The organism is Streptomyces sp. ISL-11 (assembly GCF_018614525.1).
In the GTDB taxonomy this organism is placed as follows: domain Bacteria; phylum Actinomycetota; class Actinomycetes; order Streptomycetales; family Streptomycetaceae; genus Streptomyces.
Genome location: NZ_JAGGOL010000020.1, coordinates 17,664 through 30,210 on the forward strand (window position 1 = coordinate 17,664; position 12,547 = coordinate 30,210).

At 71.3% G+C, this 12,547-nt stretch carries 13 protein-coding genes; 9 read left to right on the top strand and 4 right to left on the bottom strand.

Annotation, left to right across the window (positions count from 1 at the left end; genetic code table 11):
• Window positions 1-38: 38 nt before the first annotated feature.
• Window positions 39-2,225, bottom strand: coding sequence for an alpha-N-acetylglucosaminidase (locus tag J7E86_RS05910; RefSeq protein WP_215080421.1), 2,187 nt, complete (start codon window positions 2,223-2,225; stop codon window positions 39-41).
• A gap of 232 nt (window positions 2,226-2,457) precedes the next feature.
• Between J7E86_RS05910 and J7E86_RS05915 the strand changes: the two genes are divergently transcribed.
• The 3 genes from J7E86_RS05915 (at window position 2,458) to J7E86_RS05925 (ending at window position 4,920) form a co-directional block, all read left to right on the top strand.
• Window positions 2,458-3,096 (top strand): hypothetical protein, encoded by a 639-nt coding sequence (locus tag J7E86_RS05915; RefSeq protein ID WP_215080422.1) that lies wholly within the window; start codon window positions 2,458-2,460, stop codon window positions 3,094-3,096.
• Window positions 3,097-3,116: 20 nt separating this feature from the next.
• A complete protein-coding gene (locus J7E86_RS05920) occupies window positions 3,117-4,337 on the top strand; it encodes a HAMP domain-containing sensor histidine kinase (RefSeq protein WP_215080423.1) in 1,221 nt (406 codons plus the stop codon).
• Between the two features lie 85 nt (window positions 4,338-4,422).
• Window positions 4,423-4,920, top strand: a complete 498-nt coding sequence (locus J7E86_RS05925) for a DUF1269 domain-containing protein (protein ID WP_215080424.1) — start codon at window positions 4,423-4,425, stop codon at window positions 4,918-4,920.
• A gap of 19 nt (window positions 4,921-4,939) precedes the next feature.
• Here J7E86_RS05925 and J7E86_RS05930 read toward each other — a convergent pair whose 3' ends face one another.
• A complete protein-coding gene (locus J7E86_RS05930) occupies window positions 4,940-5,422 on the bottom strand; it encodes a GNAT family N-acetyltransferase (protein ID WP_215080425.1) in 483 nt (160 codons plus the stop codon).
• A 67-nt stretch (window positions 5,423-5,489) separates the two neighbouring features.
• Between J7E86_RS05930 and J7E86_RS05935 the strand changes: the two genes are divergently transcribed.
• The 6 genes from J7E86_RS05935 (at window position 5,490) to J7E86_RS05960 (ending at window position 8,852) form a co-directional block, all read left to right on the top strand.
• On the top strand, window positions 5,490-6,278 hold the full coding sequence (locus J7E86_RS05935) for an exodeoxyribonuclease III (protein ID WP_215080427.1): 789 nt from the start codon (window positions 5,490-5,492) through the stop codon (window positions 6,276-6,278).
• 157 nt (window positions 6,279-6,435) lie between these two features.
• The gene (locus J7E86_RS05940; protein ID WP_215080429.1) at window positions 6,436-6,648 is read left to right on the top strand and encodes a hypothetical protein; all 213 of its coding nucleotides are present in this window, start codon (window positions 6,436-6,438) and stop codon (window positions 6,646-6,648) included.
• Complete coding sequence (locus tag J7E86_RS05945; protein ID WP_308312485.1) at window positions 6,629-7,165, top strand: DUF6879 family protein; 537 nt, start codon at window positions 6,629-6,631, stop codon at window positions 7,163-7,165. Before J7E86_RS05940 ends, J7E86_RS05945 begins: the two co-directional genes overlap by 20 nt.
• Window positions 7,149-8,006 (top strand): helix-turn-helix transcriptional regulator, encoded by an 858-nt coding sequence (locus J7E86_RS05950; RefSeq protein ID WP_308312486.1) that lies wholly within the window; start codon window positions 7,149-7,151, stop codon window positions 8,004-8,006. Before J7E86_RS05945 ends, J7E86_RS05950 begins: the two co-directional genes overlap by 17 nt.
• A 66-nt stretch (window positions 8,007-8,072) precedes the next feature.
• A complete protein-coding gene (locus tag J7E86_RS05955) occupies window positions 8,073-8,306 on the top strand; it encodes a DUF397 domain-containing protein (protein ID WP_215080431.1) in 234 nt (77 codons plus the stop codon).
• 78 nt (window positions 8,307-8,384) lie between these two features.
• The gene (locus J7E86_RS05960; protein WP_215080433.1) at window positions 8,385-8,852 is read left to right on the top strand and encodes a hypothetical protein; all 468 of its coding nucleotides are present in this window, start codon (window positions 8,385-8,387) and stop codon (window positions 8,850-8,852) included.
• Window positions 8,853-8,857: 5 nt separating this feature from the next.
• Here the strand turns inward: J7E86_RS05960 and J7E86_RS05965 are convergent, their stop codons facing one another.
• Both J7E86_RS05965 and J7E86_RS05970 read right to left on the bottom strand, forming a co-directional pair.
• On the bottom strand, window positions 8,858-10,054 hold the full coding sequence (locus J7E86_RS05965) for a MarP family serine protease (protein ID WP_215080435.1): 1,197 nt from the start codon (window positions 10,052-10,054) through the stop codon (window positions 8,858-8,860).
• A 176-nt stretch (window positions 10,055-10,230) separates the two neighbouring features.
• Window positions 10,231-12,456, bottom strand: coding sequence for an MMPL family transporter (locus J7E86_RS05970; protein ID WP_215080437.1), 2,226 nt, complete (start codon window positions 12,454-12,456; stop codon window positions 10,231-10,233).
• Window positions 12,457-12,547: the final 91 nt, after the last annotated feature.

Consider the following 12,547-nt stretch of genomic DNA (forward strand, 5'->3'; position numbering starts at 1 on the left):
CGGCGGCATGGGACACCACCCGCCGACGGCGCACGCCACTACAGCCGCGACGCCACCCGTCGCGCGATCGCCACGATGTCGCCCGTCGGCCGGGTCGCGTACGCCGGGTGGGTGCGGGTCCAGTGGTCTTCCAGGGCGTACCAGTCGATCGGCTTCGGTTTGCGGTGGGTGGTCAGGGCTGTGGTCAGTTCCGTGAAGTACGTCTTCCAGCGCAGGCGGTAGAGGCCGCCGATCAGGCCCGACCATTCGCGGTTGGCGTAGTCGCGGAGCTTGCCGGTGTCGGCGGAGGCGCGGGGGCCCCAGGTGGTGAGGAGGGAGACGGCGTCGTGGGCGAGGCGGTCGCGTTCGGCGGGGGTGGTGCCCCAGGCGCGGGCGTCGGCGATCCAGCGGCCCAGGAGGTGGTGCTCGTCGGTGGCGACGGCCTGCTCCAGGAGGGTCATCCAGTCGAACCACTGGCGGGTGAGCGTGGTGAAGCGGTCGCGGTCGCCGGCGTCGTAGGCGGCCTTGACGCGCGGGAGCAGGAGGCGGCTCCGGTTGGAGACGGCCTGGCGGGTGACGTCGAGGAGGTCGTAGCGGTAGGCCGGGCCGCGCCGCAGGCCCGGGGCCACGGCGAGGAGTTCGGTCAGGGCGCGGTCGAACTCCTTCGCGTCGTAGCGGAGGTGGCGCGGTGACCAGCTCGCCGCGTGGCTGACGGCCAGGTCCGGGCGGGCGCCGAAGAGGCCGTCGGCGGGTTCGCTCCAGCCGTCGGAGCGGCTGGTGCCGTAGGCGGTGCGGCGCAGCACGTCCCAGGCGTGTACGGCGTGGGCGTCGGCGGCGCCGTAACGGTAGAGCGGCCACTGCTCGAACCACGCCTTCAGCTCCACCGGGCCGTCCGTCCACGGCAGGTCGCTGAAGAGGGCGAGGGCGGCGGGGTTGTTGTCGGCGGCCTCCGGCATCAGGGCGATGCCGCACAGGGCGCTGCGGGACTTGGTGCGCCAGGCGTGGTACAGGGCCGCCCAGTCCGGGGTGTTGGCGCCCATCGCGGTGTGGCCGCCGAAGTTCCAGATCGAGCCGAAGGCGTACGGCGTGCCGCGCCAGTCCGCCTCGCGGTCGGTGACCTGGGGGTAGTGGTCGGAGATGCCGTCGAGGATGAGCATGCGGGAGCGGTCGACGGCGTCGACGATCTCCCGGCGCGGGTTCTTCTGCCAGCCGAGGATGGCCCACACGGCGCCCGGGTGCGCGGCGCGCAGCGCCTTCTCCACGGCCCGCGCCGCATCGCCCACCGGCACGTCGCCGGGCTTCCCGCCCTCGTGCAGCAGGTCCATCTTGTACATCGACGTGGCTCCGAACAGCCCCTTCTGCACCCGGTAGAAGGTCCGCGCGACCCGGCCGAAGTGCGCGGTGCGCGGGTCGAGCCAGTCAGGCCGCCGGAAGCCGCCCCAGTCGCCCTGGGGGACGGTGCGCGCGCCGGGGTTGCGGTGGGCGAAGCCGGGCGGCACGGTGCCGAAGTAGCCGGGCAGCACCGGCGTCATGCCCAGCTCCCGCAGCCGCCGTACGATCCGCTGCCCCAGCGCCGCGCGGCGGTCGAGGAGCGCGGCGGGGACGGGCCCGCCGAAGGACTCCATGTTCTGCAGCAGCCACCACGGCTGGTGGGCGGGTCCGGGCACCCAGCGGCGCAGCTCGGTGTCGCTGTAGCCGTACTCCGCGAACGTACGGGCGTAGACGGCGTCGGCGCCCGCGTAGACCAGCACTTCGTTGAAGCCGTGCAGCGCCAGTACATCGATTTCGTGTTCCCAGTAGTCCCACCCTCTGTACGGCCCGGTATAGCCGTCGTTGGTGTCGTTGAGGACGAAGCGGTGGTGGACGTTCGCGGCCTTGACGAGCGGGGTACGGACGCCGGGGAGCCGGTCGGGGAGGGCGGTCTGCGCACCGTTCCAGGAGAAGTGGGCGTGGGCCGTGTGTCTGAGGTACCAGTGGAAGCCCGTCAGCTGGGTCGCCGGCGTGGTGCCCTCCACCACGATCGCGCCCGGCTGTCCCGTCACCCGGAAGGCGTCGGTGTCGCCGCGGCGCGGCACCGTGCGGAAGGCGACCTGGCGGTGGTGGCGGGGGAGCAGCCTGGCCAGGGCAGCGGCGGCGGCGGAGGCCGGTTCCGGGTGGGGCGTGGCGCCCGCGGAGGGCACGCCCACCGCTCCCAGGGCGGCGGACCCGGCGAGGGCACCGAGGAGCGTACGACGGGCGATGGGCATGAACGACCTCCACCGTGGCGCTGCGGCGAGCGGACTGGACCACTGGAGCGCGGTGATCCTACGAGCTGATAAGCGCCATAAAGCAAGGGCGCGGGCGGCAATCCAGCCACGCCGGTTACATTTGGCACGAATGGCCCCATCGGATGGGCAGGAACTGCTAAGCACCGCCGGATCCGGCATCAGCCCCGTCGGCCCCGTTGAGCCCTCCCACCCGAGGAAGCCCGTGCGACACGTGCGCTCCGCGCGATCCCTCGCCGCGACACCGGTCGCCGCGGTCCTCGCCATGGGTCTGGGAGCCGTGCTGTTGTGGGGGTGCGCCGACCCCGGGGGACTGAAGGTCAGCGGCCCCGCGCAGAGTCCCTCGGCCCCTACCGGCCAGGTCTACGTCACCGAGGGCGCCGGAAGGCCGGCGCTGCGCCGCCCGGCGGCCTTCGCGATCTCCGACGCGGTCCGGCTCACCGGTCTGCGCTGGACGTCCTGGGGCGGGGCCACCGCCGAGGCCGCCGGTGAGGTCGGGGGCACCTGGTGCGGCCGGGACTGCCGGGACAGGCCGTACCGGGCGAGGGTCACACTCAGCGGGCTCGTACGGCCGGAGCGTCCCGGGCGGGACCAGGCGGCCGGGGAGGGCCGCTCCGCTTCGGGCGGCCGTTCCGCTTCGGGTGATGGCTCCGCTTCGGGCGACCGCTGGGCTTCCGGCGGCCGTTCCGCTTCCGGCGGCCGTTCCGCTTCCGGCGGCCGCTCCGCGCACGACCGCTCCGCACAGGATCGTTCCGCCTACTACTACAGCCGCGCCACGATAGACGCCGACGGCCTCCCGGCCGAGGCGCAGCGCGAGCTGCGCGACCTGCGGCTCCCTGTCCCCAAGCGTTAGCCGCCGAGGAGCCTGAGACCATGGGACTGCGCACGAAGATCGGCGTGGCCATCACCGCCACCGCCGCCCTGGTCGCCGTCATCATGGGCCTCGTCGTCCACCAGCGCACCGCGGTCAACCAGCTGGAGACCGCGCGCGAGTCCATCGAGGCCCGGCTCGGCTCGGCCGTCGAGGACCACGCCGCCGGCGTCGACCGGCCCCGTACGCTGGTCAACCCCGAGCGGATACCCGGGCCGTTGCGGCGCGCCATCGACCAGGGCAAGCGCGCGACCTACCTGGACCGCGACGGATCCGACCCCGTCCTCTGGGCCGGCAGCCGGCTCGGCCGCGACACCATCGTCGTCAGGCACCCCTACACCCGCCAGACCGAGCACCTGCGCGACCTGGACCACGACCTGTGGTGGGCCGGCGGCCTCGGCACCGCCTTCGCCTGCCTGGTCGGCGTGGCCCTCGCGACCGTCGCGGGCCGCCGCCTGAACGCCTCCGCCCGCACCGCCGAGCGCATCGCCCGCGGCGACCTCACCGCCCGGTTGCGGCCGCGCGGCGGCAAGGACGAGATCGCCCGCCTGATCGTCGCCGTCAACACCATGGCCGACGCGCTCGCCGCCCGCCTCCGAGCGGAACGCGAGGTCACCTCCAACATCGCGCACGAACTGCGCACCCCCGTCGCCGGGCTCGTCGCCGCGGCCGCGCTGCTGCCGGAGGGCCGGTCCGCCGAGATGGTGCGGGAACGGGCGCGGCGGCTGAGCGACCTCATGGAGGACGTCCTGGAGGTCGCCCGCCTGGACGGCTCGGCCGAGCGCGCCGAGACGGACGTACGCCGCCTGGGCGAGCTGACCCGGCGGGCGGTCGGCGCGACGGCCGTTCCGGGGGACGTCGAGGTGCGGATCGTGCGCGACTGCCTGGTCGAGACCGACGGCCGCCGCGTCGAGCGGATCGTGGCCAACCTCGTCACCAACGCCTTCCGGCACGGCGCCGCGCCGGTCCTGGCCGAGGTCGACGACGGCCTCCTGCGGGTGCGCGACGGCGGGCCCGGCTTCCCGCGGGCGCTGCTGGTCTCCGGCCCGCAGCGCTTCCGTACGGGCTCGGGCGCCGGCCTCGGGCTGGGGCTGACGATCGCCGCCGGGCAGGCGCGGGTGCTGGGCGCGCGGCTGACGTTCGCGAACCCGGAGGGCGGGGGCGCGGAGGCGACGCTGGATCTGACGGACTCGGTTCGCGGGCCGGCGGACGACGAGGGGTGAACATGCGCGCCGGCGGGGCAGGCGCAACAGTGGAAACACCGCGATCGCCGGTGCCACCCGCCCGCGCACGATGGGGAGAGCAACGATGGACGAGCACGTCCTGTTCATGAACGTCGACGGCGTCCACGCCGGGCAGCGCGCCCTCGACGCCCTCCGGCAGGCCCACGCCGACGGCGACGTCCGGCTCCACGAGGCCACGGTGATCTCCCGGGACGCGGAGGGCGCCCTCGACTTCCCCGACTCCGTCGACCACACCGCCAGTGCGCGGGGCTTCGCCGTGGGCGGCCTGGTCGGCGGCCTCCTCGGCATTCTCGGCGGCCCGCTCGGCGTCATGATCGGCTTCGGCGCGGGCGGACTGATCGGTGGCGCGCACGACGCGCGCGAGGCCACGGCGGCGAACGCGGCGGTGGAGATGCTCGCGGCCGAGGTGCCGCCGGGCAGTACGGTCCTGATCGCGGAGCTGGCGGAGGACCGGCCGGACCTGGTGGACGACGCGCTGGAGCCCTACGGGACGGGCCTGGAACGGTACGCGGCGGAGGACGTCCGCAAGGCGGTGGAGGCGGCGATCGAGGAGGGCCGGTGACGGCCGGCCCTCCGGCCGTTCACAGCGACAGCGGCTTGGTGAAGCACCGGCTGTCGTCCGCGCAGCGGTACAGCCCGAACTTCCGCTCGGCCGGCTCGTAACCGCTCGACAAGTACAGCGCGATGGCCTCCGGCTGCATGGTCCCGGTCTCGAGCACCATGCGCGTCCGCCCCGCCCCGCGCGCGCTGTCCTCCAGCGCGGCGAGGATCTTCCGGGCCAGCCCGCGGCCGCGCGCGCCGGGGACCACGTACATCCGCTTCAGCTCGGCGTCGCCGTCCGCGTACTCCTCCTCGCCCGCATCCTGCGACCGCCAGCCGCCGGTGGCGACGGGGGCGCCGTCGTCGTCGTACGCGATGAGATATAGGCCACGCGGCGCCACGAACTGCGCCGGGTCCATCGGGGTGAGGTCACCCTCGCCGTAGCGCTCCGCGTACTCCAGCTGTACCTGGTCAGTCAGCTTCACGGCGTCCGGGTGGTCGTAGGCGGCGGTCACGATACGCATCCGGAAATCGTACGGGCGTGTGGGGCGGGTGCGGCAGGGCTGTCGTGGAAGTCGGTATCGTGCCGGAATGCTCACCGTGACCACCGTGAATGTGAACGGGCTGCGCGCCGCCGCCAAGAAGGGCTTCGTCGAGTGGCTGGCCGCGACCGGGGCCGACGTCGTCTGCCTCCAGGAAGTCCGCGCCGAGGCCCACCAGCTCCCCGACGAGGTCCGCGACCCCGAGGGCTGGCATGTCGTGCACGCCCCCGCCGCGGCGAAGGGCCGCGCGGGCGTCTCGGTGTACTCCCGGCGTGAGCCGGACGCGGTGCGGATCGGCTTCGGCTCGGCGGAGTTCGACGGCAGCGGCCGCTACGCGGAGATCGACCTGCCGGGCGTCACGGTCGCCAGCCTCTACCTGCCCTCGGGCGAGGTCGGCACGGAGCGCCAGGACGAGAAGGAACGCTTCATGGCGGAGTTCCTCCCCTACCTGACCGGGCTGCGCGCCCGGGCGGCGGCGGAGGGCCGTGAGGTCCTGGTCTGCGGCGACTGGAACATCGCCCACACCGAGGCCGACCTCAAGAACTGGAAGGCCAACCGCAAGAGCGCCGGCTTCCTCCCCGAGGAGCGGGAGTGGCTCACCAAGGTCTTCACGGAGTACGTGGACGTGGTCCGCGCCCTCCACCCGGGCGTCGAGGGCCCGTACTCCTGGTGGTCCTACCGCGGCCGCGCCTTCGACAACGACTCGGGCTGGCGCATCGACTACCTGGTCGCGACGCCGGGCCTGGCGGAGCGCGCCCTGAAGGCGACGGTGGAGCGGGCCGCTTCGCACGACCTGCGCTGGTCGGACCATGCGCCGGTGACGGCGGTCTTCGGGTAGCGGCGGGCTTCCGGCCCCTGCTCGGCCTTCTCGGCCGGGCGGGGGCCTTGTGTTGCTGCGGCGGGTTTATGCGAGTACGTGACTGAACGCCGGGTCGGCCTTGTTGGGGGGAATCACTGTCCGTAGCGTGCTGACAACAGCTAGGGGAGGGGACCACATGAAGCTGACCACGATCGCCGGAGGCCCGTGCGGCAGCGGCGATGACAAGTGCGGGAACGGCGACTGCCCGACCGTGTTTGCCACGGACCGGCCGGGCATGCTCGCGGTGCAAGGTTACGACGTGGACCACCGGACGCCTGAAGGCGAATCGGTCGTCATGATCCCGGAAGACGTCCTCAAGGAGGCTGCCCGTGCCCGTGGATGGTTCTGAGCCCGTGTTCCTGGACGGGGACGACTGGAAAGCGTACTTCCGCAACTTCAAGCAATCCGCGTTCCGGCTTGAAGTGCATCAGGTGTACACCATGCCTGGGGAGGCTGAGACGTTCAGTAGCTTCTTGGCCGGGGAGCCCAAACCTGATGGGTTCAACGGGACGTGGCATCAGACGATCCGGGGGCATGCGGCAGCGGGCAGGACCATGACGCGCGCGAAAGTCGTTCGCAGGCCACTCACGGACTACAGCCGGTACTTGTTCGAGTGGTGCCTCCCGGGGAACGTTGACGCCGGAGAGAACTACCGGATCGTGGATCTGACGGACAAGGACAACCCGGGCCTGCCCGAACAGGACTTCTGGATGTTCGACGAAACCACGGTGGTCCACCTCAACTACCGTCCGGACGGCACTCAGATCAACAGGGAGTTGATCCAGTCGCCGAACATCGAAAAGTACCTCGCGTGGCGTGATCTCGCCCTGAGTAACTCGATTCCCTTCAGTGGCTATCGAGCCTGAAAATCAGGCAAGGGAGCGAAGAGGTCTCGCGGAGGCGCTACGGGGCCTCCGCGAGGCTTCTGGTCTGAGTGGTGAGCGCCTGGCCGTACGTTGCAATATGAGCCAGGCGAAGATCAGTCGGATAGAGACCGGTCGGACCCTGCCCACTGTCATTGATGTGCAACGAATCCTGACCGCCCTGGATGTGCCCGAGGAAGTATCGAGCGAGCTCCTGAGGTTGGCGCGCAGGGCGAATGTCGATTACGCCTCATGGCGCACCTATGCCCGCGTCGGTCTGTACCGGAAGCAGGCGGAGCTGAGGGCGCTGGAGTCGACATCGCGAGTCATGCGGCACTTCCTTCCTGCCGTTCCTACCGGCCTATTGCATGTTCGGCAATATGCTGAGCAGACGCTCTCGAAGACGGTGAGCCGTGATCCGGCCAGGGATGTCGCCAGATCGGTGCAGGCCCGTATGGACCGGCAGGCCATTCTCGACGACCGATCCCGCAGCTTCGCCTTCCTGCTGACGGAACAGGCGGTCAGATGGCGCAGGGCAGACGGCGGCATCATGGCGGCCCAGTGCGCACACATGGCCGCTCTCTCTCATAAGCCGAACGTGGAAATCGCGGTCATTCCGCAAAGTGTGCGGGTTCCTGGTAGTCCCATGAACGTTTTCGTTGTCTATGACGAGCGATTGGTGACAGTCGAACTGTTTTCCGGAGAGGTCGTGTTGCGTGATCCACGGGACATCTCTCACCATCTGGAGCTGTTCGACCTGTTCCTTGCGTACGCCCTCCGAGGCGCCGAGGCTACGGCATTTCTTCGGGAAGTTGCCGAGGAGTTCATGCGGCTACGTGATTAGCGGTACTCGCGAGGTCCGGTCCGTAGCACCATGGGTGCAGGACACGGACTACCGGGAAGGTTTGTCATGCAGAAAGCAACCTGCTTGTACGATCTCGGAATCGACGGCGCTCAATTCGTCAAGGCATGCGGCGGGAACACCCACCCCGACGGCGAATCCTGCGTCACCCTCGCCCGCATCGCCGTGGACGCGTGGGCCCTGGGCGACAGCAAGCGGCCGGGCGCCGAGCCCTTGAGGTTCACCACCGCCGAACTGGACGCGGCCGGCATCGACCCCGCCCGCTTCGGCCTCTCGGCCTGAACCCTCCTTCCCCTCGCGGCTTCCGCTCTTCTTCACAAGAGAGCGGGAGCCGCCCTCCACCGCACGGAGAAGGGCCCCTTGCACTGGCACGGCTATCTGTGGATCGGAGACAAAGCCGTCTTCGACAAGGAGAGTGTCCGGCGACCGCCCTCTGCCGTGGAGCCCGTCGGGAGCAGCGCGCCGGACGTCGTCGCGCGTTACCGGGAAGCGGTCGCCGAGTGGCGGGTGACGCAGGTGCCGCCCCTGGAGACGGCTTACTGGCTCGTGCGGCCCGCTCGGCTGGTTCAGGGAACGTGGGAGGACCCCGTCGGCGCCGCACGGTGGTTGGCGGAACGTCTCGCGCAGTACGCGCCCCGGTTCGCGGCCGAGAGGGAACGGGACGTACACCGGCTCGCCCGGAAGGCGGAACGGGCGGCCGAGACGTTCCAGCGCGGCGGTGACGTCTCCTGCGGGCACTACCTCACCCGCCCGGAGTTCCTCAGCGTCGCCGTCGTGACGTGTTCCCCGAACCGGGCCGCGCCGCAGCACCCTTGCCCCCTCGCGTGAGGCACCTACAACGCCGCCCTGCTCCCCGTCCCCACCGGGACCGTCGCCGTCGCCGCGCGGGTCGCGGCCGTCGTGACCTGGTCCGCGGTCAGGACGTAGCCCGTTTCCGCGTCGGACGTGGAGCGGGCGAAGACGACGCCGTAGACCTTGCCCGACGGGGTCAGGAGGGGGCCGCCGGAGTTGCCGGGGCGGACGGTGGAGCGGATCGAGTAGACGGTGCGGGTGGTGATGCCGTCGCCGTAGATGTCCTGGCCCTTGGCGCGGAGCTCGTTGGCGACGGTCGCGGCGCGCAGGTCGAGGCCGCCGTTCTCCGGGAAGCCCGCGACGACGGCCGCGTCGCCGCGCTTGGCGGTCTTGTCGAAGGGCAGGACGGGCGCGTCGAGGCCCGGCACGTTCAGGACGGCGACGTCCGTCCTCGGGTCGAAGAGGACGACCTGGGCCTTGTACGCGCGGCCGACGCCGCCGACCTGTACGGTCGGCCGGTCGACGCCGGCCACGACGTGGGCGTTGGTCATCACGTGGTGCGCGGCGTAGACGAAGCCGCTGCCCTCCTGGCCGCGCCGCCCGTCGCCGACGTCGGCGACGCCCTCGACCTTGACGACGCTCTGGCGGGCCGCCCGCGTCGCCGCGCCGGTGACCGCGTCGCCGGAGGGCTTGGCGACACCGGTGGCGGGCTCGTTCTCGAAGGGGTTGAAGACCTGGGGGAACCCGGCGCCGGAGAGGGCGTCCGTCGTGCGGCTGAACCACGTGGGCGCCTGCTCGGGCATCGCCTTCTGCACCGCGCCCAGCAGTGTGGAGTCCTTGATCTGCTTCGTCAGGAGGGTGGAGCCGGCCGAGACGAGGACGCTGGCGGCGACCCAGCCGACCAGCAGCACGGCCAGGGAGTTGACGGCCGCGCCGCCGATCCCGTCCACGCCGCGTACGGGCGCCCACGTCAGGCGGCGCCGCAGTTGCCAGGCGAACCGTCCGGCCAGCGCGTGCCCGGCCGCGGCGGGCAGCAGGACGACGAGGACGGCGACGACGGCCGCGGTCGACGTGCCGGCCTCGAAGGGCTCCAGCGCGTAGGGCAGCGCCAGGACGCCGAGCACCGCGCCGCCGACGAATCCGGCGAGCAGGACGACACCGGCGACCAGTCCGCGCCGGAAGCCGGAGGCGGCGTAGGCGACGACGATCAGCAGGAGAAGCACATCGAGCAGGTTCAACGCGGAGCCCTTTCCATCACGCGCGACCCCCGACCGCGCCCACACGGGTGTGGACTAGAGAAAACGCCCGTTTGGGGACCAACGGTTCCCTCGGATGGCGTACACCACAGAGAAAGGCCCGGTGCGGGCCCCTGCCGTAACAGGGGTCCGCACCGGGCCGGTGCTCGGTGAGCGGATCAGACGCGGCTCGGCTCGCGGTCGTCGGCGGACGTGTCCACCGGGCCCGCCGCCGGCGCCTCGTGCGCCAGCTGCTTGTGCAGCTGCTCGCCCTCGACGTCCACGTTCGGCAGGATCCTGCCGAGCCAGCCCGGCAGCCACCAGGCCGCCTTGCCGAGCAGGGCGAGGACCGCCGGGACGATCGCCATGCGGACGACGAACGCGTCGAAGAAGACCGCGATGGCCAGGCCGAAGCCGATCATCTTGATCATCGATTCCGAGGAGCCGATGAATCCCGCGAAGACGCTCATCATGATGATGGCGGCGGCCGTGACGACCCGCGCGCCGTGCTTGAAGCCGGTCACGACCGCCTGGCCGGGGCGCTCGCCGTGGACGAACGCCTCGCGCATGCGGGTGACGAGGAAGACCTCGTAGTCCATCGCCAGACCGAAGACGACGCCCACCATGAAGATCGGCATCATGCTCATGATCGGGCCGGTCTCCTCGACGCCGAAGAGCGAGCCGAGCCAGCCCCACTGGAAGACCGCGACGACCGCGCCGAGCGCGGCGACCACGGACAGCAGGAAGCCGAGCGCGGCCTTCAGCGGAACGAGCACGGACCGGAAGACGACCATCAGCAGCAGGAAGGCCAGGCCGACGACGAGCGCGAGGTAGGGCAGCAGCGCGTCGTTGAGCTTCTGCGAGACGTCGATGTTCATCGCCGTCGAGCCGGTGACGAGCACCGTGGCGCCGGTGTCCGACTTCAGGGACGCGCCCTTGCCGCGGATCGTGTGGACCAGGTCCTCGGTCTCCGTGCCGGTCGGCTTGGACTTCGGCACGACCGTGAGGATGGCCGTGTCACCGTCCTTGTTGAACGCCGCCGGAGTGACCGTGGCGACGTTGTCCAGGCCCGTCAGCGTGTCGTGGACCTTCGCCGCCGCGCCCTGCGCGTCCTTGACGCCGGCCACGTCGGTGATCACCATCAGCGGTCCGTTGAAGCCCGGCCCGAAGCCCTCGGACAGCAGGTCGTACGCCTTGCGCTGCGTGGTGTTCTTGGACGCGGCGCCGTCGTCGGGCAGGCCCAGCTCCAGCGAGGCGGCGGGCACGGCGATCACGCCGAGGCCGAGCACACCAGCCACCAGGACCATCACCGGCTTGCGGAGCACGAAGCGCGCCCAGCGGGTGCCCATGTTGGGCTTGTCGCCGAAGGTCGCCCCCGGGCCGGCCTTGCGGACCTTGCGGGCCAGCACCTGCTTGCCCGCGAAGCCCAGCAGGGCCGGGATGAAGGACAGCGCGATGAGGACGGCGATGGCGACCGTACCGGCGGCGGCCATGCCCATCTTCGTCAGCATCGGGATGTTGACGACCGCCAGACCGGCGAGCGCGATGACCACCGTCAGGCCTGCGAAGACCACCGCGGAGCCCGCGGTGCCGACGGCCCGGCCGGCGGCCTCCTCGCGCTCCCGGCCCTCGGCGAGCTCGGCGCGGAAGCGGGAGACGATGAACAGCGCGTAGTCGATGCCGACCGCGAGGCCGATCATCATGGCCAGCGTCGAGGTGTTGCTGGACAGGTCCAGGACCGGCGCCAGCGCGGCGATCGAGGAGACGCCGATGCCCACCCCGATGATGGCGGTCAGCAGCGGCAGCCCGGCGGCGACCAGCGAGCCGAAGGTGATCAGCAGGACGACCGCCGACACCGCGATGCCGATGGCCTCCGAGCCGCCCTCGGGCATCTCCTGGAGCACGCTGCCGCCGACCTCCACGGTCAGCCCGGCGTCACGGCCGTGCTGCGCGGCGTCCTTGAGGTTCTCGCGCGAGTCCTCGGTCAGGTCGGTGGACTTGACCTTGTACGCGGCGGACGCGTAGCCGGTGGTCTCCGCCGGCTTGTTGACGGCGTTGCCCTGGAACGGGTCGATGACCGACGCCACCTGCGGGCCGCGCTTCAGCTCGCCGAGGACCTTCTCGACGGCCGCCTTGTTCTTCGCGTCGGTCAGCTTCTGGCCCTCGGGGGCCTTGAAGACGACGCGGGCGGACGCGTTCTGTTCGTTGTTGCCCGGGAAGCGCTTCTCCAGCAGGTCGAACGCCTGCTGCGCCTCGGTGCCGGGGATGGAGAAGTCGTTGTTGGTCGACTTCGACGCGGTGGCGGCGCCGACCCCGGCGAGCACCAGCAGCGTCACCCATATCAGGGCGAAGTACCAGCGTCGCCGAAAGGCGAGCCGGCCGAGTTTATAGAGGAACGTGGCCACGAAGCGTTGTGCTCCCGTCGGATCAAATGGACGAACAGGGCGTGGGGAACCGGCCCGACGACGAGAGCGGCGCGTCAGGTGGGGGGTGTGG